Annotated in this window: 29 protein-coding genes; 20 read left to right on the top strand and 9 right to left on the bottom strand. The window is 72.6% G+C overall.

The features are described from left to right. Positions 1-3: 3 nt before the first annotated feature. The gene (locus L6241_RS12840) at positions 4-891 is read right to left on the bottom strand and encodes a hypothetical protein (RefSeq protein WP_368246595.1); all 888 of its coding nucleotides are present in this window, start codon (positions 889-891) and stop codon (positions 4-6) included. A gap of 142 nt (positions 892-1,033) precedes the next feature. Between L6241_RS12840 and L6241_RS12835 the strand changes: the two genes are divergently transcribed. Beyond that, positions 1,034-2,026 (top strand): Ku protein, encoded by a 993-nt coding sequence (locus L6241_RS12835; protein WP_123091291.1) that lies wholly within the window; start codon positions 1,034-1,036, stop codon positions 2,024-2,026. A gap of 1 nt (position 2,027) precedes the next feature. Further along, entirely contained in the window at positions 2,028-2,867 is an 840-nt protein-coding gene (locus L6241_RS12830) for an Fpg/Nei family DNA glycosylase (protein ID WP_368246594.1), read from the top strand. A gap of 6 nt (positions 2,868-2,873) precedes the next feature. Here L6241_RS12830 and L6241_RS12825 read toward each other — a convergent pair whose 3' ends face one another. After that, positions 2,874-3,461 (bottom strand): flavin reductase family protein, encoded by a 588-nt coding sequence (locus tag L6241_RS12825; RefSeq protein ID WP_354587544.1) that lies wholly within the window; start codon positions 3,459-3,461, stop codon positions 2,874-2,876. A gap of 70 nt (positions 3,462-3,531) precedes the next feature. Here L6241_RS12825 and L6241_RS12820 point away from each other — a divergent pair, with 70 nt between their 5' ends. Next, positions 3,532-4,218, top strand: coding sequence for a DUF4328 domain-containing protein (locus L6241_RS12820; protein ID WP_368246593.1), 687 nt, complete (start codon positions 3,532-3,534; stop codon positions 4,216-4,218). A gap of 161 nt (positions 4,219-4,379) precedes the next feature. Next, a complete protein-coding gene (locus L6241_RS12815; protein WP_368246592.1) occupies positions 4,380-6,908 on the top strand; it encodes an ATP-dependent Clp protease ATP-binding subunit in 2,529 nt (842 codons plus the stop codon). 166 nt (positions 6,909-7,074) lie between these two features. Here L6241_RS12815 and L6241_RS12810 read toward each other — a convergent pair whose 3' ends face one another. Both L6241_RS12810 and L6241_RS12805 read right to left on the bottom strand, forming a co-directional pair. Beyond that, positions 7,075-7,641, bottom strand: a complete 567-nt coding sequence (locus tag L6241_RS12810; protein WP_368246591.1) for a maleylpyruvate isomerase family mycothiol-dependent enzyme — start codon at positions 7,639-7,641, stop codon at positions 7,075-7,077. Positions 7,642-7,668: 27 nt separating this feature from the next. Continuing rightward, positions 7,669-8,343, bottom strand: coding sequence for a DUF305 domain-containing protein (locus L6241_RS12805; protein ID WP_368246589.1), 675 nt, complete (start codon positions 8,341-8,343; stop codon positions 7,669-7,671). Between the two features lie 206 nt (positions 8,344-8,549). On the opposite strand from L6241_RS12805, the gene L6241_RS12800 reads away from it, so the two are divergent. The 3 genes from L6241_RS12800 (at position 8,550) to L6241_RS12790 (ending at position 11,161) form a co-directional block, all read left to right on the top strand. After that, on the top strand, positions 8,550-9,968 hold the full coding sequence (locus tag L6241_RS12800) for an LVIVD repeat-containing protein (RefSeq protein WP_191563150.1): 1,419 nt from the start codon (positions 8,550-8,552) through the stop codon (positions 9,966-9,968). Positions 9,969-10,087: 119 nt separating this feature from the next. Continuing rightward, positions 10,088-10,591 (top strand): amino-acid N-acetyltransferase, encoded by a 504-nt coding sequence (locus tag L6241_RS12795; protein WP_368246587.1) that lies wholly within the window; start codon positions 10,088-10,090, stop codon positions 10,589-10,591. A 21-nt stretch (positions 10,592-10,612) separates the two neighbouring features. Continuing rightward, positions 10,613-11,161 carry a gluconokinase gene (locus tag L6241_RS12790; protein ID WP_229300563.1) on the top strand — a complete coding sequence of 183 codons (549 nt, stop codon included), beginning with the start codon at positions 10,613-10,615 and terminating at the stop codon, positions 11,159-11,161. On the opposite strand, the gene L6241_RS12785 is transcribed toward L6241_RS12790, so the two are convergent. From L6241_RS12785 to L6241_RS12770, 4 genes are read right to left on the bottom strand one after another with little or no spacing between them, the layout of a single operon-like run. Beyond that, positions 11,143-12,033: an A/G-specific adenine glycosylase gene (locus L6241_RS12785; RefSeq protein ID WP_368246585.1), complete on the bottom strand. Its 891-nt coding sequence runs from the start codon at positions 12,031-12,033 to the stop codon at positions 11,143-11,145. The genes L6241_RS12790 and L6241_RS12785 overlap by 19 nt on opposite strands. A gap of 23 nt (positions 12,034-12,056) precedes the next feature. Beyond that, a complete protein-coding gene (gene disA / locus L6241_RS12780; protein WP_123091281.1) occupies positions 12,057-13,133 on the bottom strand; it encodes a DNA integrity scanning diadenylate cyclase DisA in 1,077 nt (358 codons plus the stop codon). Positions 13,134-13,143: 10 nt separating this feature from the next. Next, the gene (radA, locus tag L6241_RS12775) at positions 13,144-14,529 is read right to left on the bottom strand and encodes a DNA repair protein RadA (protein WP_068273092.1); all 1,386 of its coding nucleotides are present in this window, start codon (positions 14,527-14,529) and stop codon (positions 13,144-13,146) included. 57 nt (positions 14,530-14,586) lie between these two features. Next, on the bottom strand, positions 14,587-15,408 hold the full coding sequence (locus L6241_RS12770; RefSeq protein WP_368246582.1) for a hypothetical protein: 822 nt from the start codon (positions 15,406-15,408) through the stop codon (positions 14,587-14,589). A 35-nt stretch (positions 15,409-15,443) separates the two neighbouring features. Here L6241_RS12770 and L6241_RS12765 point away from each other — a divergent pair, with 35 nt between their 5' ends. The 10 genes from L6241_RS12765 (at position 15,444) to L6241_RS12720 (ending at position 23,248) form a co-directional block, all read left to right on the top strand. Further along, positions 15,444-16,373, top strand: coding sequence for a Ppx/GppA phosphatase family protein (locus tag L6241_RS12765; RefSeq protein WP_123091278.1), 930 nt, complete (start codon positions 15,444-15,446; stop codon positions 16,371-16,373). A 29-nt stretch (positions 16,374-16,402) separates the two neighbouring features. Continuing rightward, the gene (locus L6241_RS12760; protein ID WP_068273099.1) at positions 16,403-17,194 is read left to right on the top strand and encodes a sugar phosphate isomerase/epimerase; all 792 of its coding nucleotides are present in this window, start codon (positions 16,403-16,405) and stop codon (positions 17,192-17,194) included. Continuing rightward, the gene (locus tag L6241_RS12755; protein WP_354587551.1) at positions 17,191-17,805 is read left to right on the top strand and encodes a TetR family transcriptional regulator; all 615 of its coding nucleotides are present in this window, start codon (positions 17,191-17,193) and stop codon (positions 17,803-17,805) included. Before L6241_RS12760 ends, L6241_RS12755 begins: the two co-directional genes overlap by 4 nt. A gap of 32 nt (positions 17,806-17,837) precedes the next feature. Next, the gene (locus L6241_RS12750; RefSeq protein ID WP_368246579.1) at positions 17,838-18,563 is read left to right on the top strand and encodes an ABC transporter ATP-binding protein; all 726 of its coding nucleotides are present in this window, start codon (positions 17,838-17,840) and stop codon (positions 18,561-18,563) included. After that, a complete protein-coding gene (locus L6241_RS12745; RefSeq protein WP_368246577.1) occupies positions 18,560-19,294 on the top strand; it encodes an ABC transporter permease in 735 nt (244 codons plus the stop codon). The genes L6241_RS12750 and L6241_RS12745 overlap by 4 nt, the downstream gene beginning before the upstream one ends. Positions 19,295-19,435: 141 nt before the next feature. Next, on the top strand, positions 19,436-20,398 hold the full coding sequence (locus L6241_RS12740; protein ID WP_368246576.1) for a diacylglycerol kinase family protein: 963 nt from the start codon (positions 19,436-19,438) through the stop codon (positions 20,396-20,398). Then, positions 20,395-21,354, top strand: a complete 960-nt coding sequence (locus L6241_RS12735) for a hypothetical protein (protein ID WP_368246574.1) — start codon at positions 20,395-20,397, stop codon at positions 21,352-21,354. The genes L6241_RS12740 and L6241_RS12735 overlap by 4 nt, the downstream gene beginning before the upstream one ends. 24 nt (positions 21,355-21,378) lie before the next feature. Next, positions 21,379-22,182 (top strand): pyrroline-5-carboxylate reductase, encoded by an 804-nt coding sequence (proC, locus tag L6241_RS12730; protein WP_368246572.1) that lies wholly within the window; start codon positions 21,379-21,381, stop codon positions 22,180-22,182. After that, complete coding sequence (locus tag L6241_RS12725) at positions 22,179-22,685, top strand: N-acetyltransferase (RefSeq protein WP_191563141.1); 507 nt, start codon at positions 22,179-22,181, stop codon at positions 22,683-22,685. The genes proC and L6241_RS12725 overlap by 4 nt, the downstream gene beginning before the upstream one ends. A gap of 53 nt (positions 22,686-22,738) precedes the next feature. Beyond that, positions 22,739-23,248 carry a GNAT family N-acetyltransferase gene (locus L6241_RS12720; protein WP_123091270.1) on the top strand — a complete coding sequence of 170 codons (510 nt, stop codon included), beginning with the start codon at positions 22,739-22,741 and terminating at the stop codon, positions 23,246-23,248. A 45-nt stretch (positions 23,249-23,293) separates the two neighbouring features. Here L6241_RS12720 and L6241_RS12715 read toward each other — a convergent pair whose 3' ends face one another. After that, the gene (locus tag L6241_RS12715) at positions 23,294-23,980 is read right to left on the bottom strand and encodes a TrkA family potassium uptake protein (protein WP_191681011.1); all 687 of its coding nucleotides are present in this window, start codon (positions 23,978-23,980) and stop codon (positions 23,294-23,296) included. Positions 23,981-24,025: 45 nt separating this feature from the next. On the opposite strand from L6241_RS12715, the gene L6241_RS12710 reads away from it, so the two are divergent. The 3 genes from L6241_RS12710 to L6241_RS12700 all read left to right on the top strand — a co-directional run bounded on the left by L6241_RS12710 (position 24,026) and on the right by L6241_RS12700 (position 25,881). Continuing rightward, positions 24,026-25,216: an acetoin utilization protein AcuC gene (locus L6241_RS12710; protein WP_368246569.1), complete on the top strand. Its 1,191-nt coding sequence runs from the start codon at positions 24,026-24,028 to the stop codon at positions 25,214-25,216. A gap of 183 nt (positions 25,217-25,399) precedes the next feature. Next, the gene (locus L6241_RS12705) at positions 25,400-25,597 is read left to right on the top strand and encodes a helix-turn-helix domain-containing protein (protein ID WP_068273117.1); all 198 of its coding nucleotides are present in this window, start codon (positions 25,400-25,402) and stop codon (positions 25,595-25,597) included. 185 nt (positions 25,598-25,782) lie between these two features. Next, entirely contained in the window at positions 25,783-25,881 is a 99-nt protein-coding gene (locus L6241_RS12700; protein ID WP_003792170.1) for an AURKAIP1/COX24 domain-containing protein, read from the top strand. The last annotated feature ends 66 nt before the right edge of the window (positions 25,882-25,947 follow it).

The raw sequence follows: 25,947 nt of genomic DNA, 5'->3' as shown, positions 1-25,947 counted from the left end.
GCGTCAGTTGCTGTAGGTCGGCACGTCGGCGATCTGCGTGCTCGCGAGACGCCCGCTCGGCTGGTAGCCATCCTTGAGGAACCCGTCGCGGTCGTAGTAGGCGTAGATCTTGCCCGCAGCCGAGATGCCGAGCATGGCCTCACCCGTACCGCCGCAGTTGCCGGTCGAGACCGCCTTGAAGCCGGCGAAGCCGGAGGGGCGCATCACCGTGCGGGTCGCGGTGTCCTTGGCGAAGGAGGTCTTGACCCGCTCGAGGCTGCCGCTGGAGGTGGAGGCGACGAGGGTGTCGCCGTAGCTCGACCACGCCGACAGGGCGATCGTCTGCACGTCGCCGAAGGCCGTGGAGAGCGTCGTCCCGTCGACGAGCGAGCCGGTGCTCGAGACGTCGTAGCGTCGCAGCTTGTCGCCGATGACGGCGTACACGACGCCCGAGCCGGCGGAGAGCGCCCGGGCCTTCGACCAGCCGCTGAGGACGGTGCGACGCGTCGTGCGCATGACGCCCCCGTCGGACCAGTCGCGCACGACGTGCTGGACCGTGCCACCGGGGCTCACCGCGTAGCCCTCGAGCCGGATTCCCGTCCGGGTCTCCTGGCTCGTGCGGACGACCTGGGCGATCGGCACGTAGCTGAGGCGGCCCGACTCCGTCTCGGGGAAGGCGAAGCGCACACGGCTCCCGCTCAGACCCATCTCCGAGTACATGCGGTCGTCCTGGAGGTAGGACGCGAAAGCCCAGCAGCTCGAGGGGATGCCGGCGATCGAGGCCGACGCAGAGCCCCCAGCCACGCGGGGTGCACCGGGGACGACAGGGGCCGCGGTCGCGCTGCCCGCGGTGGCGAGAGCGGCGGCGGCGGCGAGCAGGCCGGCGGCGGCGCTGCGGAGGTGGCGGGGCATGGAGCATCCGTTTCGTGTGGAGGGGGTGGGCCGACGAGGGCTCGCCGGATGCTAGGCGGACGACGGGGTGCGTGGCTCCCCCTTCGCCATCGCGGTGACGCGATCGTGACCTCGAGGCGGCCCGGGAGGGCATGCTGGACCCATGCGAGCGATCTGGAAGGGTGCGGTCTCCTTCGGGCTGGTCAACGTCCCCGTGCGGCTGTACTCCGCGACCGAGAACCACGACGTGCAGTTCCGTCAGGTGCACGTCGCCGACGGCGGGCGCATCCGCTACAAGCGCGTCTGCAGCATCGACGGCGACGAGGTCGCCTACGACGACATCGCGAAGGGGTACGAGACCGAGGACGGCGAGATGGTCGTCCTCACCGACGAGGACTTCGCCGACCTGCCGACGCGCAGCAGCAAGGAGATCAGCGTCGAGAAGTTCGTGCCGAGCGACCAGATCGACCCCATCTACTTCGACAAGACGTACTACCTCGAGCCCGACAAGTCCGCGGTCAAGCCCTACGTCCTGCTGCGCGACGCGCTCGAGGGCGAGGACCGCATGGCCGTCGCGACGGTCGCGATCCGCACCCGGATGACCCTCGCCGTGCTCCGCGTGCGCGAGGGCATGATCGTCATGCAGACGATGCTGTGGCCGGACGAGGTGCGCGACGCCGGGGCCTTCGGCGACCTCGGCGCGGACGAGAAGGCCACCGAGAAGGAGATGTCGATGGCGCAGGTCCTCATCGACCAGCTCGCCGACGACTTCGAGCCCGACGACTACGAGGACGACTACGCGCTCGCCGTCAAGGAGCTGGTCCGGGCCAAGGTCGAGGGTGGCGAGGTCAAGGCCGCCCCCGAGGAGGAGGACGAAGGGGGCGAGGTCGTCGACCTGCTCGCGGCGCTCGCGAAGTCGGTCGAGCGGGCCAAGACCCGGCGCGGCGAGTCATCGTCGGCCACGGGCTCCGACGGCGGGTCGAAGGACAGCAGCGAGTCGGGCGCGAAGGGCTCCGGCGCGAAGAAGACCACGGCGAAGAAGACGACCGCGAAGAAGAGTGCCGCGAAGAAGGCCCCGGCGAAGAAGACCGCTGCCAAGACCACCACCAGCAAGAGCACCGCCAAGAAGTCGGCGCCGAAGAAGAAGGCCGGCTGAGGTGCCCGAGGGGCACACCCTGGCGCGCATCGCCGGCGCGCTCGACGCCGCCTTCGCCGGCAGCGAGGTCCAGGTCAGCTCACCGCAGGGCCGCTTCGCCGCGGGCGCCGAGCTGCTCGACGGGGGAGTGGTGCGCGAGGCCCGATCGCACGGCAAGCAGCTCTTCGTCGAGGTCGAGCCCCCGGGGTCGCCCGAGCCGCGGGTGCTCCACGTGCACCTCGGTCTCATCGGCACCTTCACCATCGACGAGGTCGCCTTCGTCGGCGAGAAGCCGGTCGTCGGGCAGGTGCGCTGCCGCATCGAGGGCGAGGGCCACGTCGCCGACCTGCGCGGCCCGATGGTGTGCGCCGTCATCACGCCGGAGGAGGAGGCGGGCATCCGCGACCGGCTCGGGCCGGACCCCCTTCGCGAGGACTCGGGCGAGCGCGGGTGGGAGCGGGTCACCCGCTCGCGCAAGGAGGTCGCCGCGCTCCTCATGGACCAGTCCGTCGTCGCGGGGATCGGCAACGTCTACCGCTGCGAGGTCCTCTTCCGTCACCGCGTCGACCCGGCGACACCCGGTCGCGCCCTGGCCCGCGACACGTGGGACGCGATCTGGGCGGACCTGCGCCGCCTCATGCCGCTCGGCGTCGTCACCGGGCGGATCGTCACCCGCGAGGACCAGGTCGAGGTCGTCGAGGAGGCGATGGCGAAGGGGGAGACCCCTCACCTCACCGAGCGCACCTCGTACGTCTACCGGCGCACCGGCGAGCCCTGCCGGGCGTGCGGCACACCGGTGAGCATGCGCGACCTCGCCGGTCGCAAGCTCTACTGGTGCACGGTCTGCCAGACCGGCACCTGAGCGGGCTCAGGCGCTGCCGGGACGCTCGAGCCGGATGACCTCGGGCGGCAGGCCCCACTCGTCGCGGCCCAGGCGCGACATCGGCCGCAGCGCCTCCATCGTCGGGCGCCCGTCCTCGAGGGCGTCGGTGCGCACGGTGACCGCGACGACGCTGCCGAGCACGAGATGGCTGTCGCCGAGCTTGATGCTCGAGTGCAGCCGGCACTCCACCGAGGCCGCGGACCCGGCGACGCGGGGCACGGGCACGAGGTCGCTCGGCTCGAGGGCGATGCCGAGCTCCTGCGCCTCGTCGGCCTCGGGGTCGAAGGGGGCGCTGCTCGCGTTCGCCAGGTCGCGCTGGTCCTCGCCGACGACGCTGACGACGAAGTGGCCGGTCGCGAGCACGTTGCGCAGCGTGTCCTTGCGCCCCACGGAGGTGAAGCTGATGACCGGCGGTCGCGCGCACGCGACGGAGAAGAAGGAGTGCGGTGCGAGGTTGCCGACCCCGTCCGCGCCCACGGTGCTGATCCACGCGATCGGGCGGGGCACGACGACCGAGGTGAGCAGGTCGTAGGCGTCGGTCGCCGGGTCGCTGACGTCGAAGACGGTGCGCATGGTCAGACGCTACGACGGGGCTGTGGAGGATCTCGCGCGGGATGCCCGCTCAGCCGCTAGGTTTCGCGCCATGTCGACCACGCCGCCGCTCGGGGTGCCGCTCGCGCGACCTCTGCCCGGCCTCACGGTCCGCCCTCCGGGTCGGGTCCTCCTCGCCGCCGTGGTGTCGCTCGCGGTCCTGTGGACCGCTGTCCGGGTGGGCGCGGCCGTCGCCCGCCTCGTCTCGCTCCGCGCGATCGAGCGGTGGGTCGTCGACGGCGGGGGCGAGCCGATGGTGGCGGTGACGACGGTCGACAGCTGGGTGCCCGCTGCCGTCGAGGCGTGCCTGCTGGTCGTCCTGTGGGCGTGCACCTCGGTGTGGCTCGCGCGCTCACGACGCGTCTGCGACGCGATGGCGCCGACGACGCACTCGCTGTCCCGGCCGTGGGCCTGGTGGGCATGGGTGACGCCCGTCGTCTGCTGGTGGTTCCCCTTCCGGTACGTCCGTGACGTGCTCCGGGCGGTCGGCGAGCGGCCGCGCCGGCTCCTCGCCTGGTGGTGGGCCGCCTGGCTCGTGGTCGTCGTCGTCGACACCGCGGGCCTGTGGCTCGTCGACGAGCAGCCCACCGTCGAGTCGCTGGTCCTCGCGGCCCGGCTCGACCTCGTCGCCGGTCTCGCGCTCGCCGTCGCCCTCGTGCCGTGGCTCGTCCTCGTGCGCCGGGTGGCCTCCGGGACCGGGCGTCTGGCAGCCGCCGGGCTCGCCGGTCCTGTCCGCTGACAGCGAACACGCGGACCCGCCGTCCCCCGGCGGAACAGGGGAGCACCCGGTGACGTTGTGCAGTGCAGATCGACTCGACCCCCTCCTGGGTGCGGACGCACCGGGGATCTGGGGCAGAGCCAGTTAGCATTTCAGGCAGCCAAGCCAGAAGGGGTGTCCCCATGTTCGAACGGTTCACAGACCGAGCCCGGCGCGTGGTCGTGCTCGCCCAGGAGGAGGCCCGCCTCCTCAACCACAACTACATCGGGACCGAGCACATTCTCCTCGGACTCATCCACGAGGGCGAGGGAGTCGCCAGCAAGGCGCTCGAGTCCCTCGGCATCTCGCTCGAGCAGGTCCGCGAGCAGGTGCAGGACATCATCGGCCCGGGTCAGCAGGCCCCCAGCGGCCACATCCCCTTCACCCCGCGGGCCAAGAAGGTCCTCGAGCTCTCGCTGCGCGAGGCGCTCCAGCTGGGTCACAACTACATCGGCACGGAGCACATCCTCCTCGGCCTCATCCGTGAGGGCGAAGGGGTGGCCGCCCAGGTCCTCGTCAAGCTCGGCGCCGACCTCGGTCGCGTCCGTCAGACGGTCATCCAGCTCATCTCGGGCTACCAGGGTGGCTCGAAGGAGGGCGCCGCGGCCGGTGCCGGCGTCGGCGCAGGTCCCGCCGAGGGCCAGCCCGCGGGCTCGCTCGTGCTCGACCAGTTCGGTCGCAACCTCACGCAGGCCGCCCGTGACGGCGGTCTCGACCCGGTCATCGGGCGTGAGAAGGAGATCGAGCGGGTCATGCAGGTGCTCTCGCGCCGCACGAAGAACAACCCCGTCCTCATCGGCGAGCCCGGCGTCGGCAAGTCCGCCGTCGTCGAGGGCCTGGCCCAGGACATCGTGCGCGGCGACGTGCCCGAGCCGCTCAAGGACAAGCAGCTCTACACCCTCGACCTCGGCTCGCTCGTCGCGGGCAGCCGGTACCGCGGTGACTTCGAGGAGCGCCTGAAGAAGGTGCTCAAGGAGATCAAGACCCGCGGCGACATCATCCTCTTCATCGACGAGATCCACACCCTCGTCGGTGCGGGTGCCGCCGAGGGCGCGATTGACGCCGCGAGCATCCTCAAGCCGATGCTCGCCCGTGGCGAGCTGCAGACCATCGGCGCGACGACGCTCGAGGAGTACCGCAAGCACATCGAGAAGGACTCGGCCCTGGAGCGTCGCTTCCAGCCGATCCAGGTCGCCGAGCCCTCGCTGGCGCACGCCATCGAGATGCTCAAGGGCCTGCGCGACCGGTACGAGGCGCACCACAAGGTGACCATCACCGACGCCGCGATCGTCGGCGCCGTGACGATGGCCGACCGGTACGTCAACGACCGCTTCCTGCCGGACAAGGCGATCGACCTCATCGACGAGGCGGGCGCGCGCTTGCGCATCCGTCGGATGACCGCGCCGCCGGACCTCAAGGAGTTCGACGAGAAGATCGCCGGCGTGCGGATGGAGAAGGAGTCGGCCATCGACGGCCAGGACTTCGAGCTCGCCGCCCGCCTGCGGGACGACGAGAAGACCCTGCTGCGCGAGAAGGCCAAGCGTGAGGAGGAGTGGAAAGCCGGCGACATGGACGTCGTCGCCGAGGTCGACGAGGAGCTCATCGCCGAGGTGCTCGCCGCCTCGACCGGCATCCCCGTCTTCAAGCTCTCCGAGGAGGAGTCCTCGCGGCTGCTCAACATGGAGGCCGAGCTCCACAAGCGCGTCGTCGGCAACGACGAGGCGATCAAGGGTCTCTCGCAGGCGATCCGTCGCACCCGCGCCGGTTTGAAGGACCCGCGTCGCCCCGGTGGCTCGTTCATCTTCGCCGGCCCCACGGGCGTCGGCAAGACCGAGCTCGCCAAGGCGCTCGCCGAGTTCCTCTTCGGCGACGAGGACAGCCTCATCACCCTCGACATGTCGGAGTACTCCGAGAAGCACACGGTCAGCCGTCTCTTCGGCAGCCCGCCCGGGTACGTCGGCTACGACGAGGGCGGTCAGCTCACGGAGAAGGTGCGCCGCAAGCCCTTCTCGGTGGTCCTCTTCGACGAGGTCGAGAAGGCGCACCCGGAGATCTTCAACAGCCTGCTGCAGGTGCTCGAGGACGGCCGTCTGACCGACAGCCAGGGCCGCATGGTCGACTTCAAGAACACCGTCATCATCATGACGACCAACCTCGGTACCCGGGACATCTCCAAGGGCACCATGGGCTTCGCCCCCGGCAACGACGGCCGGACCGACTACGAGCGGATGAAGGCCAAGGTCACCGACGAGCTCAAGCAGCACTTCCGTCCGGAGTTCCTCAACCGCGTCGACGACACCATCGTCTTCCCGCAGCTGAGCCAGGACGAGATCGTCGAGATCGTCGACCTGGAGATCGCCAAGCTCGACGTGCGGCTCAAGGACAAGGACATGGGCATCGAGCTCACGCCCGCGGCCAAGGCCCTGCTCGCCAAGCGCGGCTACGACCCGGTCCTCGGCGCCCGCCCGCTCAAGCGGACGATCCAGCGCGAGATCGAGGACGTGCTGTCCGAGAAGATCCTCTACGGCGAGATCGGCTCCGGCGAGATCGTCGGCGTCGACGTCGAGGGCGAGGGCAAGGAGGCGCGGTTCACCTTCACCGGTGCGCCGAAGGCCACCGCCATCGACCTGCCGATCACGGTCGGCGGCGAGAGCGACCCCGGCTCGGAGTGATCCCCGCCTGACCCCATGACGAAGGGGGCGACGCACCACGGTGCGTCGCCCCCTTCGTCGTCCTCGGGACCCCTCGCCGGTCGAGGTGGGACGAAGGAGCCTCGAGACCACCCGCCGACCCTTCGCTGGTCGAGGTGCGACGGAGGAGCCTCGAGACCACTCAGGGTCAGGTCGGGGGAGACCAGCGGGGGTCGCGGCCGATGAAGGCGAGGAAGCGCTCCTGCTCGCTCGCGCCCTCCGGCTCGGGGCGCCGCTCGCCGTACTGCCCCGAGCCCCGGATCATCGGCTCCATGGAGAGCATCCCCGCGTGCGCCTCGCGCACGAAGTCCGGGTCGATGGTGTCGTCCTGACCGCTCGAGCGCGCGAGGTCCCAGGAGTGCATGACGACGTCGGGCGTGTAGTACGTGTCGACGAGGCGCTCGAGCGGCAGGGTGCCCAGGTGCTCCTGGGTGACCTCCTGCCCGGCCCGCCCCGGGTCGTCGAGGAGGCCCTGCACCTGCCCCCGCACGTGCTCCCACGCGGCGGTGGGGTCGTCCTGCGCCGACGGCCCCGGGTCGAGGGCGACCCCGCAGCCGGCGAGCATGCCCGGCAGCCAGGTCGTCAGGTGCTCGACGACGTCGCGCGCCCGCCACTGGTCCACGGGCGTCGGCGCCGACCAGTCGGTGGTGCCGCCCACGAGTGCCGAGAAGCGCTCGGCGGCGGTGCGGAAACGGTCGGCAGCGGTGTCGCTCATGTCGTCCTCGTCTGCGGGTGCGCCGGCTCAGAGCCGCTTGCGCATCTGCTGCATCTGCTCGATCTGCTTGGTCTGCGTGACGTTGATGTCGTCGGCGAGCTCGCCGGTGCGCTCGTCCATGCCCTTCTCCCCGTGGGTGTCGCACATCGTCAGCGCGCCCTTGTGGTGGGCGACCATGAGGTCGAGGTACTGACGGTCGAGCTCGGTGCCGCTCGCGTTCTCCAGCGCGGTGAGCTGCTGCTGTGTCGCCATGCCGGGCATCGAGTGGTGGGAGCCGTGCTGGGTGACGAGCTTGGGGTTCTTGGCCTCGGGCGGCACCTCCTCGCCCCACGAGCGCAGGGTCGTGGCCATGCCCTCCATCTCCGGCTTCTGCTCGTCAGCGATGCGGCTGGCGATGCCCTTGACCTTGCTGTCGGTGAGCCGCCCCTTGACGATGTCGCTCATGACGATGGCCTGCGCGTGGTGGCTGATCATGTCGGTGAGGAAGGTGACGTCGGCGTCGTTGTGCGAGACCGACGGGGTGGCGATCGCGTCGCTGCCGGTGAGCGTCGAGTTCGGCTGACCGGGGGTGCCCGGCTCGAGGACGGGCGCGTCGGGGGAGGTCGCCGACGCCGTCGGCACGGGCTCGGTGTCGCCGCCCGAGCAGCCGGCGAGAGCCAGGGCGAGGGCGGACGCGATCGCTGTCGTTCGGAGGCTGCGCACGAGCCGACGGTAACCGGGGCTGGGGTGCTCTGCGAAGGGGTGGCGGCATCTTCGCGCCGCGCGACCGGGGGTCTTGACCCAACGCTGACCCATCCCTGACCTTCGTCACCTTTCGGCCGACTCACAGGTCAGGAGAGGCTGAGCGAACCTTGAAGACCCGTCCAAGGGCCGCCACCCTCGTTCGGGAGCCACCGAGCGGAGGAAACATGCGTAAGCCACTACTGGCCATCGCTGCGGCAGCAGCCCTGGTCACCTCGGGCGCCGGCGCCGCACTAGCCGTCGGACCCGATGACCGGGTCGGCGTGTCCGGCACCGACCTCAAGACCGATGAGATCGGGCGCAGCGCCAACGTCAAGCACCTCGCCAACATCGCCCCTTCGGGCGTGCTGGCGCAGGGGGTCGGGACCGACCTGGCCTTCCAGGACGACAAGGCCTTCGTCGGCAACTACGACGGCTTCTCGATCATCGACATCCGTAACCCCAAGAAGCCCAAGACGATCGTCCAGGTCAGCTGCCCCGGCAGCCAGAACGACATCTCCGTCTCCGGCGACCTGCTCTACCTCTCGACCGACTCCTCTCGCAGCGACGACTCCTGCGCCTCGACGTCGCAGTCCGCGACGATCAAGGAGAGCTGGGAGGGCATCAAGATCTTCGACATCTCCGACGTGAAGAACCCGAAGTACATCAAGTCCGTCGAGACCGCCTGCGGGTCGCACACCCACACGCTCGTGCCGGGCAAGGGCAAGAACAACAAGACCGACTACCTCTACGTGTCGAGCTACTCGCCGCGTGACACCTTCCCGGACTGCAAGACGCCGCACGACCTCATCTCCATCGTCAAGGTCGACACGAAGAACCCCACCTCGGCCGCGGTCATCGCCACGCCGAACCTCTTCCCCGACGGCGGCAACCCCGGTGGCCCCGGCCCGACCCCGATCGCGAGCCGCTCGGCCACGACCGGCTGCCACGACATCACCGCGCTGCCGCACAAGGACCTCGCGGCCGGCGCGTGCATGGGTGACGGCATCATCATGGACATCGAGAACCCCGAGAAGCCGCGGGTCATCGAGCGCGTCCGTGACGACGAGAACTTCGCCTTCTGGCACTCGGCCACCTTCAACGCCGACGCCTCCAAGGTGATCTTCACCGACGAGCTCGGTGGTGGCGGCGCCGCCACCTGCAACGCGGCCATCGGCCCGAACCGTGGCGCGAACGCGATCTACGACATCTCGAAGTACGGCCGTCTCGACTTCAAGTCGTACTACAAGATCGACCGCCACCAGGGCCCGACGGAGAACTGCGTCGCGCACAACGGCTCGATCATCCCCGTCGCCGGGCGCGACCTCATGGTCCAGTCCTGGTACCAGGGCGGCGTGAGCATCTGGGACTTCACGGACTCCGAGAACCCCGAGGAGCTCGGCTACTTCGAGCGCGGTCCGCTCCCCGAGGGCGCCGGCACCGGCGGCACGTGGTCGACGTACTACTACAACGGCCACATGTACTCCTCGGACATCGCCCGTGGCTTCGACGTCCTCAAGTGGGTCGACCCGTCGACCAAGAAGATCGACAAGCAGATCATGGACGAGCTCAACGTCCAGAGCCAGCCGAAGTACAAGGTCCGCTGAGCCCCGCTCGGCGAGACGATCACTGACGCGAAGGGGGCGTCCCGGCCAGGTGCCGGGGCGCCCCCTTCGTCGCGCCCTGCGGCGCCGAGGACGGCCCCGGCCGCGCGTACATTGGGCCGGTGCCCAGCCAGCCCGAGATCCGTCGCGCCCGAACCCCCGACGTCCGCGCCATCCGCGACCTCGTCGCCCCGCTCGCCGAGAGCCGGGTGCTCGTGAGCAAGGACGCCGTCGCCTACTTCGAGGGCATCCAGGAGTTCCGCGTCGCCGAGATCGACGGCGTCGTCGTCGGCTGCGGGGCGCTGCACGTCATGTGGGAGGACCTCGCCGAGATCCGCACGCTCGCCGTCTCGCGCGACCACCTCGGGCACGGCGTCGGCGGGACGCTGCTGCGGGCGCTGCTCGAGGACGCCCGCGAGATCGGGGTCGAGCGGATCTTCTGCCTCACCTTCGAGACCGACTTCTTCACCCGGCACGGCTTCACCGAGATCGAGGGCCGCGCGGTCGACCCGGAGGTCTACGCGGAGCTGCTGCGCTCCTACGACGAGGGCGTCGCCGAGTTCCTCGACCTCGAGCGGGTCAAGCCGAACACCCTGGGCAACACCCGGATGCTCCGTCAGCTCTGAGGTCCTGGGTAGGTTGGCGCGATGAGCACCGACGCGCAGCCGATCCGTCACGTCGTCGTCATGGGGGTGTCCGGCGCCGGGAAGACCACCCTCGCCGAGGGGGTCGTCGCCGCGACCGGCTGGGCCTTCCTCGAGGGCGACCGGCTGCACCCCGAGGCCAACATCGCGAAGATGGCTGACGGCCACCCGCTGACCGACGAGGACCGCTGGCCGTGGCTGCGGGCGATCGGGGAGTGGATCAGCGACCGCGAGGCGAAGGGGGAGAGCGCGGTCATCGCGTGCTCGGCGCTCAAGCGCTCCTACCGCGACCTCCTGCGCGAGGGGCGCGAGCACGTCGAGTTCTTCCTCCTCGACGTCCCCGAGGAGGAGCTGTACCGGCGGCTCGAGACCCGCGAGGGCCACTACATGAAGGCGTCGATGCTGCGCTCCCAGCTCGACACGCTCGAGCCCTTCGGGGCGGACGAGCCCGCACGCACCCTGCGCTCCGACGGCGACGAGGACGAGGCCCTGCGCGAGACCCTCGAGCTGCTCGGGCTGCCCGAGCAGCCGGCTCACACGGGCAGCCGGTAGCCCTCGCCGTCGGGCTCGACGAGCCCGTCCTCGACGAGACCGGCGAGGCAGCGGTCCACCTTCGCCGGGTCCTGCGGCCATACCTGCGCGACCTGCTCGCGGCTCACCGAGCCGGTGCTCTCCCGCAGGAGCTGCACGACCCGCCCGCGCACCTGCCGGTCGGTGCCGTGCCACGCCTGACCGCGCCGCACGGGTCCGTCGTGGGCCGGTGACCCCGCCCGGCGCCAGGCGCACAGGTCGCTCACCGGGCACTCCTCGCAGCGCGGGGCGCGGGCCGTGCACACGAGCGCCCCGAGCTCCATGACCGCGGCGTTCCACGCGTTGGCGTCGTCCGTCTCGGGCGGCATCGCGCTCGCGGCGAGCCGGGCCTCGTGCGCGGTGAGGGCAGGAGCGGCCTGGGCGTCCCCCTCGAGCGCCCGGGCGATCACCCGGCGCACGTTCGTGTCGACGACGACCTCGGGCAGGCCGTGGGCGAAGGACGCCACGGCGGCCGCGGTGTAGGCGCCCACCCCGGGCAGGGCGAGGAGGTCCTGCGGGCTCGTGGGCACCTCGCCGTCGTGCCGCTCGACCATGGCGACCGCCGCCTCGCGCAGCCGCAGCGCGCGGCGCGGGTAGCCCAGCCGCCCCCACAGCCGCACCGCGTCGCCGGGACCAGCGGCTGCCAGGTCGGCGGGCGTCGGCCACCGACGCATCCACTCCTGCCAGATCGGCACCACCCGGGCGACCGGGGTCTGCTGCGACATCACCTCGGAGACGAAGACCTCCCAGGGCGTCGTGCCGGGTGCCCGCCACGGCAGGTCGCGGGCGTGCTCGTCGAACCAGCTCAGCACCCGTCGGTGGACGTGCGCCAGCTCGGTCTCAGCGGTGCTCACGACGGACCTCGCCCCCGACCGGGTCAGACGTAGCGCTCGAGGATGGAGGTCTCGGCCAGGCGAGACAGCCCCTCGCGCACGAGGCGGGCGCGGCCCTCGCCGACGCCCTCGACGGTCATGAGGTCGTCGATGCCGGCGGCGAGCAGGCGCTGCAGCCCGCCGAACTGGTGGACGAGGCGCTCGATGATCAGGCCCGGCAGACGGGGGACCTTCGACAGGATGCGGAAGCCGAGCGGGCTGACCGTCGCGTCGAGGTTCTCGCCGACGATGGAAAAGCCGAGGGTCTTCGCGCACGCGCCGAGGTCGAGCAGCGCCGTCGGGTCGAGCGCGGCGAGCGAGGCCATCATCTCCTCGACCGTCGGCGGGTTCGAGGCGCTCGGCGCGTAGTCGCGCGCGACCCACATGAGGTCGTCCTGCAGGCCGGCGGTGAGCTCCTCGAGCTGGAGGGTGAGCAGACGACCCTCGGTGCCCAGCTCGACGACGTAGCTCTCGATCTCCTCGCTGATGCGGCGCACCATCTCGAGGCGCTGCAGCACCGAGGCGACGTCGCGGACCGTGACGAGGTCCTCGATCTCGAGCGCCGAGAGGGTGCTCGTCACCTCGTCGAGCCGGGCCTTGTAGCGCTCGAGGGTCTGCAGGGCCTGGTTGGCGTACGACACGAGCTCGGAGGCGGGCTTGACGACGTGGCGACGTCCGCCGACGTAGAGCGCGATGATGCGCATCGACTGGCTCACCGAGACGACGGGGTGACCGGTCTGGCGGGCGACCCGCTCGGCGGTGCGGTGCCGGGTGCCGGACTCCTGTGTCTCGATGCTCGGGTCGGGCAGCAGCTGGGTGCCGGCCCGCAGGATGCGGTTGGAGCCGCGGTCGAGGACGATCGCGCCGTCCATCTTGGCCAGCTCACGCAGACGCGTCGAGGAGAACTCGATGTCGAGGGGGAATCCGCCGGTCGCGATCTGCTCGACGACCCGGTCGTGACCGAGGACGACGAGGGCCCCGGTGTTGCCGCGCAGGATGCGCTCGAGGCCGTCGCGCAGCTCGGTGCCGGGCGCGACCGCGGCCAGGGTCGCCCGGAGCAGGTCGTCGTCGTGGTCGGACACGAGCGTGAGTCTAGGTCCCCGCGGGTGCGCTCGCCGACGAGCGCGAGCGGGCCTGCTCGATGGCGCTCGAGAGGTCGCTCACCTCGACGACCTCCATCCGGGGCGGGGGCGTGCTGTCGGCGAGCGCCCCCACCGGCACGAGCGCCGTCGTGAAGCCCAGGCGCGAGGCCTCGAGGAGACGGCGGGACACCCCGACGGCCGGTCGCACCTCGCCCGAGAGCCCGACCTCGCCGAGCGCGAGCAGGGTGTGCGGCAGGGGCCGGTCCTGGACGGCGCTCGCGATGGCCAGGGCGACGGCGAGGTCGCTCGACGGCTCGGTGATGCGCACCCCGCCGACGGTGCTCACGTAGGTGTCGGCACGCCCGACGGGGGCACCGGCGCGGCGGTCGAGCACCGCCATGATCATCGCCACCCGCGAGGAGTCCAGCCCCACGCTCGCCCGGCGCGGGGTGGGGATCTCCGAGGGGGCGACGAGGGCCTGGATCTCGGTGACGAGCGGACGGCGCCCCTCGAGGGTGACGGTCGCGCAGGTGCCCGGCACGGTGACGTGCCGCGAGGACAGGAAGAGCCCGCTCGGGTCCTCGAGCCCGTGGATGCCGGTGTCGGTGAGGTCGAAGCACCCGACCTCGTCGGTGGGGCCGTACCTGTTCTTCACCGCCCGCACGAGCCGCAGCCGCGAGTGGCGGTCGCCGTCGAACTGCACGACGACGTCGACGAGGTGCTCGAGCATCCGTGGCCCGGCGATCGAGCCGTCCTTCGTCACGTGGCCGACGAGCAGCATCGCGATGCCCGCGGCCTTCGCCCGCTGGATGAGGGCCCCGGCCACCTCGCGCACCTGGCTGACGTTGCCCGCCGCGCCGTCGACCTCGCCCGAGGCGAGGGTCTGCACGGAGTCGACGACGGCCAGCGCCGGGGCGCGCTCGTCGAGGTGCGCCAGGACGGTGCCCAGGTCGGTCTCGCTCGTGAGGTAGAGCTCGTCGGCGAGGGCGCCGATGCGCTGGGCCCGGGCCCGCACCTGCGCCGCCGACTCCTCGCCGCTCACGTAGAGCACGGGCCGGTGGGCTGCCGCGCGCGCGGCGACGTCGAGCAGCAGGGTCGACTTGCCGATGCCGGGCTCGCCCGCGACGAGGACGACCGAGCCGGGCACGATGCCCCCGCCGAGCACCCGGTCGAACTCGCCGACCCCGGTGCTCCAGGACTGCGCGTCCTCGGCGGCGACCTGCGCGATCGGCTGGGCGGACCGCTCGACCCGGCGGGCCGCGGCGGTGCGCACGGTGGCCGCGCCGATCTCGACGAGCGTGCCCCAGGCCTGGCACTCGCCGCAGCGGCCGACCCACTTCACGGTGGTCCACCCGCACTCGGAGCACCGGTACCCGGGAGACTTCGTCGCTGCCATGCCGGTCAACCTACGTGGGCGGCCCGACAGCCCCGGCGGCCCCGGGCGAAGGGGCGCTCACCCCTTCGCGTCGGCCGCCAGCGTCGCCGGGTGGACGAGGAGGGGGAGCAGGGCTCGGCCCTGCGGCGAGGTGCGCCCGGAGGGGGCGCGCACCGCGTCGACGAGCGCGAGGTGGGCCTCGCAGTGCTCGACGAGGGCCGCGTAGGCAGGGGCTCCCATGAGCTCGACGAGACCGTCGCGCTCGGTGACGTACACGGGGTCGGCCGCGACGTGCGCGTCGGGGCTGCCCGAGCAGTACCAGTCGAGGTCGTGCCCGCCGGGGCCCCAGCCGCGCCGGTCGTACTCGCCGATGCTCACCTCGAGATAGCTCGTCTCGTCGGGCAGCTCGACGGTGCGGTAGGTGCGCCGGATCGGCAGCTGCCAGCACACGTCGGGCTTGACGGTGTGCGGCGGCACACCCTCGAGCACCGCGTGCTGGTGCAGGGCGCAGCCCGCCCCGGCGGGGAAGCCCGGGCGGTTCAAGAAGATGCAGCCGCCGTCGACGACCTTGGTCTTGCGGGCGCCGTCCTCGCGCTCGGTCCACGCCGTGAGGCGGGTCGATCCGGGGTGCAGCTGCCACTCGTCCTCGCCGAGCCGCGTCGCGACCGCCCGGACCCGCTCGACGTCGTCGTCGTCGGTGAGGTGCGCGCCGAGGGTGCAGCAGCCGTTGTCGGGGTGATCGGCGTCGATCCCGCAGCAGCCCTGCCCGAAGATGCAGGTCCAGCGCGAGGTGAGCCAGGTGAGGTCGCAGCGCAGGCGCTGGCCCTCCTGCCCGGGGTCGTCGAACTCGACCCAGGTCCGCGGGGTGCCCAGGGGCGTCTCGCCTGCGTGCTCGCTCATCGCGGATCACCCTACGGCCCGTAGGGTGTCGACCCATGCGCCTCGGGGTCATCGACGTCGGATCCAACACGGTCCACCTGCTCGTGGTCGACGCGCACCGCGGCGCGCAACCGCTGCCGGCGACGTCGCACAAGATCGAGCTCCGGCTCGCCGAGCACGTCCTCGACGACGGCCGCGTGCGCGACTCGGGCACCGAGCGCCTCACCCGCTTCGTCGCCGAGTGCCTCGAGGTGGCCGACGAGCAGGGCGTCGAGGAGACCCTCGCCTTCGCCACGAGCGCGATCCGTGAGGCACCCAACGGCGAGGAGGTCCTCGCCCACGTGCGCGAGCGCACCGGGGTGGAGCTGCGGGTCCTGTCCGGCGAGGACGAGTCGCGCCTGACCTTCCTCGCCGCCAGGCGGTGGGCCGGCTGGTCCGCGGGCAAGCTCCTCGTCCTCGACATCGGCGGCGGCTCGCTCGAGGTCGCGGTCGGCACCGACGAGGACCCCGACGTCGCACTGTCCTTCCTCCTCGGCGCCGGTCGGGTGACCCGAGAGCTGCTCGCGGGGGATCCCCCTTCGCCCGCCGAGGTGCGTGCCGCGCGCAAGGCGGTCCGGGCCGAGCTGGCCCGCCACATCCGCCCGCTCGCCAAGGCGGGCGCCCCCGACCGGGTCGTCGGCACGAGCAAGACGATGCGCTCGCTCGCGCGCATCGCCGGCGCCGCCCCCTCGGCCGAGGGCCCCTACGTCAGCCGCGTCCTCACCCTCGAGGACGTCACCCGCACGATCGCGACGATCACGCCGATGACCTCGGCCGAGCGCACCGGGCTGCCCGGCGTCTCGGCGTCTCGGGCCCACCAGCTCCTCGGTGGTGCGGTCGTCGCCGAGGCCGCCATGGGGCTGCTCGGCGTGGACAGCCTGCAGATCTGCCCGTGGGCCCTGCGCGAAGGGGTCATCCTGCGTTACCTCGACCACCTCGACACCTGAGCCGGGGGCTGCCGGTCTACGCTCGGCAGATGCCGCGCATCCCCGTGGCGCTGTCCTCGGCGTCCGTGTACCCGCAGACGACGTCCTCGGCCTTCGAGACCGCAGCGCGGCTGGGCTACGACGGGGTCGAGGTCATGGTGTGGACCGACCCGGTGAGCCAGCAGGCGGCCGCGCTGCGCGGTCTGTCCGAGCACCACGAGATGCCCGTCGTGTCCGTCCACGCACCGACCCTGCTCCTCACGCAGCGGGTGTGGGGGCCGGACGCGTGGACGAAGGTCGACCGGTCCATCGACCTCGCGCACGACGTCGGGGCGCCCGTCGTCGTGCTCCACCCGCCCTTCCGGTGGCAGAAGGAGTACGCGCGCGCGTTCGCCGACGGGGTCGCCGAGCGCGAGCACGACCGCGACATCGTCCTCGCCGTCGAGAACATGTACCCGTGGACGGCCCGCGGCCGCCAGGTCGAGGCCTACCTGCCCCACTGGGACCCCGTGCCCCAGCCCTACGACCACGTGACGCTCGACCTCTCCCACACGGCCTCGGCCGGCTCGGACGCCCTGCAGATGGTCCGTGACCTCGGCCCTCGCCTGTCGCACCTGCATCTCGCGGACGGCAGCGGCGAGACGATCCGCGACGAGCACCTCGTGCCGGGGCGCGGCGGGCAGCCGTGCGCGGAGGTCCTCGGCGAGCTCACGACGAGCGGCTTCGAGGGGGCGGTCGTCCTCGAGGTCGGCACCCGTCGTCGCCCGCAGTCCGAGCGCGAGAGCGATCTCGCCGAGTCCCTGCGCTTCGCCCGGGAGCACCTCGGCCAGCTCGTCGGATGAGCGCGCGACCGCCCGCGCGGCGCGGCCGCCGCGGCGGTGACGCCGACACCCGCGCCGAGATCCTCGCCGTCGCCCTCGAGCACTTCGCGGCGAAGGGGTACGACGCGACCTCCCTTCGCGGCATCGCGCGCGAGGCCGGGGTCGACCCGGCGCTCGTGCACCACTACTTCGAGGGCAAGAGCGCCCTCTTCGCCGAGGTCATCGGCATGCCGGCCGACCCCGCGGCGCTCGTCTCGCACGTCCTCGCCGGCCCGCAGGAGCACGTCGGCGAGGCGCTCGCCCGGACCTTCTTCTCCGTGTGGGACCCGCCCGAGGGGCGGATGCGCTTCCAGGGGGTCATCCGTGCGGCCGTGGGCTTCGAGGGGGCGTCGCGGATGGTGCAGGAGTTCGTCGTGCGCGAGATCTTCGGACGGGTCGCCGGCGAGCTCGCCGCGCGCACGGGGCGAGGCGCCGACGACGCTGCCCTGGGCGCCGGTCTGGCCGCCGCGCAGGTCGTCGGCGTCGGGCTGCTGCGCTACGTCCTCGAGGTGCCGGCCCTCGTCGACGTCGAGGTCGACGAGCTCGTCGCCCGGCTCGCCCCGGTGCTGCAGCGGCACCTCGTCGGGGGCTGACAGCGACCGGGGGCGGTGCTACTTTTCATCACATGATGAAAAGCGCGGTGGAGGTGCGCCACCTCCGCGTCGCCCGGGGCGGGCGCACCGTCCTGGCCGACCTGTCCTTCGCCGTCGGCCGCGGCGAGGTCGTCGGTCTCCTCGGGCCGAGCGGCGGGGGCAAGTCGACGGTCATCCGTGCCGTCGCGGGGGTGCAGCGGGTCGCCGGGGGAGAGGTCGAGGTGCTCGGCCGACCCGCCGGGTCGCCGGACCTGCGCGACCGGGTGGCCTACGTGACCCAGGCGCCCAGCGTCTACCCGGACCTCACGGTCCGGGCCAACGTCGTGCACCTCGCCCGGCTGCTCGGCGTGAGCGACCCCGCCGGGGCCGCCGAGCGCGCGATCGCCCAGGTCGACCTCGGCTCGCACGCCGACCGGCTCGTCGCGACCCTCTCCGGCGGCCAGCGCAGCCGGGCCTCGCTCGCCGGCGCGCTCGTCGGCGACCCGCAGCTGCTCCTGCTCGACGAGCCGACGGTCGGCCTCGACCCGGTGCTGCGCCGCGACCTGTGGGAGCTCTTCCACCGGCTCGCCGCCGACGGCGCCGCGCTGCTCGTCTCGAGCCACGTCATGGACGAGGCGGCCCGCTGCGACCGCCTGCTCCTGCTGCGCGACGGCGCGCTCCTCGCCGACGACACCCCGGCCGGGCTGCTCGAGCGCACCGGTGCCCACGACGCCGAGGGCGCCTTCCTCGCCCTCGTCGAGCAGGGGAGCGCACGATGAGCCCCCGGCGCGCGGTCGTCACGGCGGCCCGGGTGCTCGCCCAGCTGCGCGGCGACCACCGCACCGTGGCCCTCATGCTCCTCGTGCCGTGCGTGCTCATCGGGCTGCTCGCCTGGGTCTACGAGGGCGGCCCGCTCTTCGACCGGGTCGGCCCGATGCTCGTCGGGATCTTCCCCTTCGTCGTCATGTTCGTCGTCACCTCGGTGACGACACTGCGCGAACGCACCTCCGGCACGCTCGAGCGCCTGCTCACCACCCCGCTCGGCAAGGCCGAGCTGATGACCGGGTACGCGCTCGCCTTCGGGCTCATGGCGCTCGTCCAGGGGGTCGTCGTCACCGCCTTCGCGCTGTGGGTCTGCGGGCTCGACGTCGCGGGGCCGGCGTGGGCCCTCGTCGGCCTCGTCGTCCTCTCCGCCCTGCTCGGCACGGCGCTGGGCCTGCTCGCCAGCGCCTTCGCCCGCACGGAGTTCCAGGCGGTGCAGCTCATGCCAGCGCTCGTGCTGCCGCAGCTGCTCCTGTGCGGGCTGCTCGTGCCGAGGGCGCAGCTGCCGCGGGTGCTGGAGCTCGTCTCGGACGTCCTGCCGCTGTCGTACGCGGTCGACGCCGGACGGGTCATCGCCACGCAGCCGCAGCCCTGGTCCGACCTCGCCGAGCCCGTCGTCGTCATGCTCGGGTGGGTCGTCGCGGCGCTCGTCGTCGGCGCGCTCACCCTGCGCCGCCGCACCGCCTGACCCCAGCCCCAGCTTTCCCGCCCAGGGCGGGAAAGCTCGACCTCGGGCAAGAAAGGTTCCTTCCCGAGGTCGACGCTTCCTTCCCATGGTCGGGGTCGAGGTGCCATGGGCCTGTACCGGCGGCGCCCCTAGGCTGCGCTCATGCGCCGACTCCTCATGATCGTCAACGACGCCGCGGGCACGAGCCAGGACGACGTCGTCGAGACGGCGCGGCAGGTGCTCGCCGAGCGGGCGCACGTCGACGTCGTGCGGACCTCGTCGATGGACGACCTCACGAGCGCCCTCGCCGCGCGCGAGGACTCCGAGGTCGTCGTCTGCGGGGGCGACGGGTCGCTGCACGCGGTGCTCACCGCCCTGTGCCTCGAGGACCGGCTCGACCCCGAGGACGACACCGCTCCCGTCGTCGGCCTCGTGCCCCTCGGCACGGGCAACGACTTCTCCCGGGCGGTCTCGATCCCCACCGACGTGCGGGCGGCGGCGGGCATCGTCCTCGACGGGCCGCTGCGCCCCATCGACGTCATCCGCGACGACGCCGACCGCGTGATCGTCAACGCGGTGCACGTCGGCGCCGGTGACGAGGCCGGGCGGCTCGCCAAGCCGTGGAAGGAGCGCCTCGGCCGGGTCGGCCTCGGCCCCCTCGGGTACGTCGTCGGCAGCGTCATGGCGGGCGCCCGCAAGGGCGGGTGGAAGCTGCGGGTCACCGTCGACGGCACGGTCGTCAGCGACGGGCAGACGCGACTCATGCAGGTCGGCATGGCGAACGGCACGAGCATCGGCGGGGGAGCCGAGCTCGCCCCCGCGGCGGCGCCGGGCGACGGCCTGGGCGACGTCGTCATCGCCGAGGCGCGCACCCGCGCCGAGCGGCTGCGCTACGCGCTGCGCCTGAAGTCCGGACGGCACGGGAGCCTCAAGGGCGTGCGCCGGCTGCGCGGGTCGGAGGTGCGCGTCGAGTCGATGACCGGTCGCCACTTCGGGGTCAACGCCGACGGCGAGCTGCTCGACCCGGTGCTGCGCACGACGTGGCGCGTGCAGGCCGCGGCCTACCGCCTGCACGTGCCGGCCGGCGTCGAGCCGACGGTGCCCGACACGGAGCCGCCGGCGTGACGCCCGTGGGCTTCGACCCGGCCCGCGGCGCCGTGCTCGACGTCCTCACCACCGCGCCCGTGCGTCGTCGGCTCGAGCGCTCGGCGCCGCTCGTCGCCGCCCGCGACCGCTTCGTCGCCGGCCCGGAGGTCGACCAGGCGGTCGAGGTCGCCCTCGGCCTCGGCACGACCGGTCGGCGCGCCTCGATCCAGCCGTTGTGCCGCCCGGTCGTCGACGAGGCCACGCGCCGCGAGGCGCTCGCAATGGCGCTCGAGGCGGTCGGTGCGGCCACCGCGGCGAAGGGGGACCCCCGCGCCACCTCTCCGCTCGGCGTCGTCCTCGTGCCCGCCGCCCTCGGCCTCGGGTCGCACCCGACGAGCACCGTGCGCTCCGCGCTCGAGGAGGTCGTCGGACGGGCTGCGGACGGCGGGGTCGGCGTCACCCTGCGGACCGCCGCGACCGAGCACGAGGACGACCTGCACGGGTGCGTCCAGGCGATGTGGGCCGCGAGCTCCCAGCCGCTCCCGCTGCGGGTCTCGGTGCTCGCCCGCCGTCATCGTGGCGAGCACGACTGCGCCCGGCTCAGCGACCTCGGCATCCCCGTACGGCTCGTGCGCGGCGGACCGCGCGAGAGCGCCCGGACAGCCTGGTCGGACCGTCACGAAGCCGACCTGGCCTACGTGCGCTGCCTCAGCACGCTCATCGCCGCCGGCCCGCGCCCCATGGTCGCCACGCACGACCCGGCGCTGCTCGAGGTGACCGACGCGCTCGCCGAGCACCGCGGCCGGGCGCACGACATCGAGTACCAGATGTACCTCGGCGCCCAGCCCGAGCGGCAGGTCCTCGCCGCCGACGCCGGGCAGACCGTGCGCGTGCTCGTGCCCTACGGGCGCGAGTGGTACGACTACCTCGCCGACCTCGCGGAGCGCCCCGCGACGCTGCGCCGGCTCGTCGGGGTGCTCGGCGGGCAGGGGTGAGCGGGCCGCCACTACGCTGCCCGGGTGACTGAGCAGCGAAGTGCGGCCATCTACGGCGTCGGCTCGATGGGGGGCGCGATCCTCGACGGGCTGCTGTCCGCCCGGGAGCCGCACGACCCCGAGGTCCTCGCCGTCGTCCGGCGTGCGGACCAGGCGGCCGAGCTCGACTCCCGGGACGGCGTCCGCGCGGTCGGCGCCGAGGAGGCCGCGGCGGAGGCTGACGTGCACCTCGTCACCGTCAAGCCCTACGACGTCCTCGACCTGCTGCGCCCGCTGCACGACGCGCTGCGCCCGGGGTCGGTCGTCGTGAGCCTCGCGCTGGGCATCAGCCTCGCGGACCTGCGCGGCGCGCTCCCCGACGGCGTGGCCGCGGTGCGCGGCATGCCGAGCACCCCGGCCCGCGTCGGGCAGGGGATGACCGTGCTGTCCGTGGGCGACGACGTCTCGGACGACCAGCTCGACACGGTGCGCACGCTGCTCGCCCCGACGGGTCGCTCGGTCGTGCTGCCCGAGGCCCAGCAGGACGTCGCGACCGCGCTCTCCGGCTCGGCGCCGGCCTACTTCTACCTCGTCGTCGAGGCGCTCGTCGACGCCGGCGTCGCGGGCGGCCTGCCGCGGGCGACCGCGACCGACCTCGCCGTCCAGGCCGCGCTCGGCGCCGGGTCGATGATGCGCGAGAGCGACCTCGAGCCGGTGCTCCTGCGCGCCCAGGTGACCTCGCCGGGCGGGTCGACCGCAGCCGCCCTGCGCGAGCTCGAGGCGGGCGGCCTGCGCGAGACCTTCGCCCGGGCCGTGCGCGCCTGCACCGACCGCTCCGCCGGACGATGACGGTCCGGCGCACCCGCGAGGAGGACTGGGCCGACCTGCGCGCGCTGCGCCTGGCGATGCTGCTCGACACGCCCCTCGCCTTCGGCAGCACCTACGCCCGCGAGCGCGACTACCCGGAGTCGCTGTGGCGCGAGCGTGCGGCCGGCACGACGTGGGTCGCGCACGAGACCGGGGCGACCGGCGACGTCCTGCCCGTGGGTCTGGTGACCCTGTGGCACGCCCCCGACCAGGCGCCGGACGAGAGCTGGCTCGTCGGCATGTGGGTGGCACCGCACGCCCGGGGGCGCGGGGTCGCCGACGAGCTCGTCGGCGCCCTCCTCGAGCACGCGCGGCGTGCCGGTCTGCAGCGGGTGCTCCTCGAGGTGGCGGAGGCGAACGCCCGTGCGGCGCGGGCGTACTCGCGCCTGGGCTTCGAGCCGACGGGGGAGAGCGGGGCGTCGCGCACGCACCCGCACATCTGCGAGATCACCATGGCGCACCGGCTCTCGCCGCCCGCCATGTGAACTTCCGGTGACTGCCCAGGCCCCCTTCGTCGCGGCATGACAGAGTAGGGCCCATGAGCGAGATCACCGTGCGCGCGCTGACCGAGGACGAGTGGGAGACCTACCGTCAGGTCCGTCTGGCCGCGCTCGAAGAATCTCCGGATGCCTTCGTCGCGACGCACGCCGAGGAGTCCGACGAGCCGGAGGACTTCTGGCGCGAGCGGATGACCCGCAGTCAGCGGCTGCTGGCCGAGGTCGACGGCGACGCCGTCGGCGTCGTGAGCCTGGGCGCCGCCCCGGAGTCCGGCTCCGACGAGGTCGGCCAGCTCTTCGGCCTGTGGGTCGACCCCGACTGGCGCGGTCGCAGCGTCGCCGCCTCGCTCGTGCGCGAGGCCGCGAAGGAGGCCACCGGCCGCGGTCTCACCCACGTCTTCTACTGGGTCGGCACGGACAACGCCCGCGCCGTCGCCTTCGCGAGCAGCTTCGGCTTCCGCCCCTCCGACAAGCGTCGTCCGATGCGCGTCCAGGGCGACAGCGAGGAGGAGATCGCCATGGTCCTCCCGCTCGGCGAGGACCGGGGCTGACGCCCCCTTCGCCCTCGTCGTCCCGCGTCGGCTGACGCGGGACCGCTACGGCCGTGCGGCCATCCGGTCGATGAGGGTCGTCGGGCCGCTGACGATGAGCGTGTCGCCGGAGTGCACCTTCGTGTCGGGCTTGGCGTAGGTGAAGTCCTCGCCCGGCGACTTCACGCCGACGACGGTCACGCCGTACTTGCTGCGGATCGCCGACTGCTCGAGGGTGAAGCCGATGGTCTCCTGCGGCGGGAGCATCTTGACGATGGCGAAGCCGTCGTCGAACTCGATGTAGTCGATGAGCTTGCCGCCGATGAGGTGAGCCGTCCGGCGCCCCGACTCGATCTCGGGGGAGAGGACCTGCTGCACGCCGATCCGGTCGAGGATGCGCGCGTGCTCGGGGCTCACCGCCTTCGCCCACACCTTCGGGCAGCCCGCGTCGATGAGGTTGACCGCGGCGAGCACCGAGGTCTCGACCGAGGACCCCACACCGAGGACGGCGGCGGAGAAGTCCTGCGGGCGCAGCTCCTCGACGAAGGTCACCGACGTCGCGTCGCCCTGGACGATCTTGCCGACCCGTCCGAGGTAGGACTCGGCGAGCTCGTGGTCGAGCTCGACGGCGGTCACCCTGTTGCCGAGCCGGTGCAGCTCGGTGGCGACAGCGCCGCCGAAGCGACCCAGCCCGATGACGAGGATGTCCTCGTTGTGCAGCCGCAGCCTGCCCACGGCGTCCTCCGCTTCCATAGGTGCGTGATCCGGGCCGAGCCTAGTGCGGGTAGCGTGCCACGCATGAGCACACAGGCGTGCGTGGTCTGGGGGCAGGACTTCACGCGGTACGACTTCGGCGTCGGTCACCCGATGGCGCCCCTGCGCATCGACCTCACGGCGCGGCTGGCCCGCTCCCTCGGCGTGCTCGACGACGTCGAGGTCATCGACCCCGGCGTCGCCGACGACGAGACCCTGCTGACGGTCCACGACCCCGCCTACGTGCGCCGGGTCGAGCAGCTCGCGGCCGACCCCTCGCTCGCCGACACCACCTTCGGCATCGGCACCGACGACGTGCCGGCCTTCGCCGGGATGCACGAGGCGAGCGCCCGGATCGTCGCCGGCACGCTCGCGGTCACGCAGCGGGTGTGGCGCGGAGAGGCCGAGCACGGGGTGAACTTCACCGGCGGCATGCACCACGCGATGCGAGACCGGGCCTCGGGCTTCTGCGTCTACAACGACATCGCCGTCGCCATCCAGTGGCTGCTCGACGAGGGCGTCGAGCGGGTCGCCTACGTCGACGTCGACGTGCACCACGGCGACGGCGTGCAGGAGATCTTCTACGACGACCCGCGCGTGCTCACCTGCTCGGTGCACGAGTCCGGTCGCACCCTCTTCCCGGGCACCGGCTGGCCGGCCGACACCGGTGGCCCCGCCGCCGAGGGGAGCGCGGTCAACGTCGCGCTCCCGCCCGGCGTGCGCGACTCCCCGCGGCTGAGGGCGATCTCGTCGGCGATCATCCCCGTCGTGCGGGCCTTCCAGCCCCAGGTGCTCATCACCCAGCACGGCTGCGACACCCACGAGGCGGACCCGCTGTCGAACATGGCGCTCTCGCTCGACGCGCAGCGGCACGCGATGGTCCTCATGCACCGTCTCTCGCACGAGGTGAGCGAGGGGCGGTGGATCTCGCTCGGCGGCGGGGGCTACGACCTCGTCGGCGTCGTTCCCCGGGCCTGGACGCACCTCACGGCCATCGCGGCCCACGCCCCGGTCGACCCCGCGACGAGCGTCCCGCAGGAGTACGCGGAGCACGTGCTGCAGGTCGCCGGCTCGGAGCCGCCGCGCACGATGGGTGACCTGCCCGCGGGCGAGCTGCCCATCTGGGTGCAGCCGTGGTCGATGGGCTACAACCCGCACAGCGACGTCGACCGGGCGATCATGGCGACCCGCGAGGCGGTCTTCCCCGCGCACGGTCTCGACGTCTGGGTCGACTGACCGCCCGATCCCACCGGGACTTTCTCGGCGCTCCACGGCGTGTCGGGTGGACGTGGGCCCACCGATTTCTCACACCCACTTCCCAGCCGTCACATGTGCCCCTATGGTTACCCTGCACAGGACGTAGCCGTCCGTTGGTGACGTGCGCCAACGCTACGACCGTGCAGAGACCGAGGTGGCCAGATGTCCGACGACCGACTCAGTGAGGTCCGATTCCTCACTGTTGCCGAGGTGGCCTCGATCATGCGGGTCTCGAAGATGACCGTCTACCGGATGGTCCACAACGGCGAGCTGCCCGCCGTGCGCGTCGGTCGCTCCTTCCGCGTCCCGCAGGACGCGGTCAACGACTACCTCGACTCCTCCTTCGTCGAGACCGCCTGAGCGAAGGGGGAGCGGTCGCGGCCCCACGTTTGGGGCACGGAGCGGGGCCGGATAGGCTTGGCGACCGACTCTCACGACTACCGGTCGGCACGGCGTGCTGCAGCACATCGCGCGCCTGCACCGCCGCCGGCCGAGGAGCACCAGAGGTCGCCTCACGGCGGCCGACCGACCACGAAGGACGTTGCATGGGTTCTGTCATCAAGAAGCGCCGCAAGCGGATGGCGAAGAAGAAGCACCGCAAGCTGCTGCGCAAGACGCGTCACCAGCGCCGCAACAAGAAGTGAGCGCCCGAAGGGGCCCCGACCGCCGGTCGGGGCCCCTTCGCGCACCTGGGGTGGGACGACTCACCC

It is taken from the genome of Janibacter sp. Y6, assembly GCF_040900765.1.
GTDB lineage: Bacteria > Actinomycetota > Actinomycetes > Actinomycetales > Dermatophilaceae > Marihabitans > Marihabitans melonis.
Note: the sequence above shows the minus strand (reverse complement) of the source record. Positions and strands in the feature narration are given on the sequence as shown.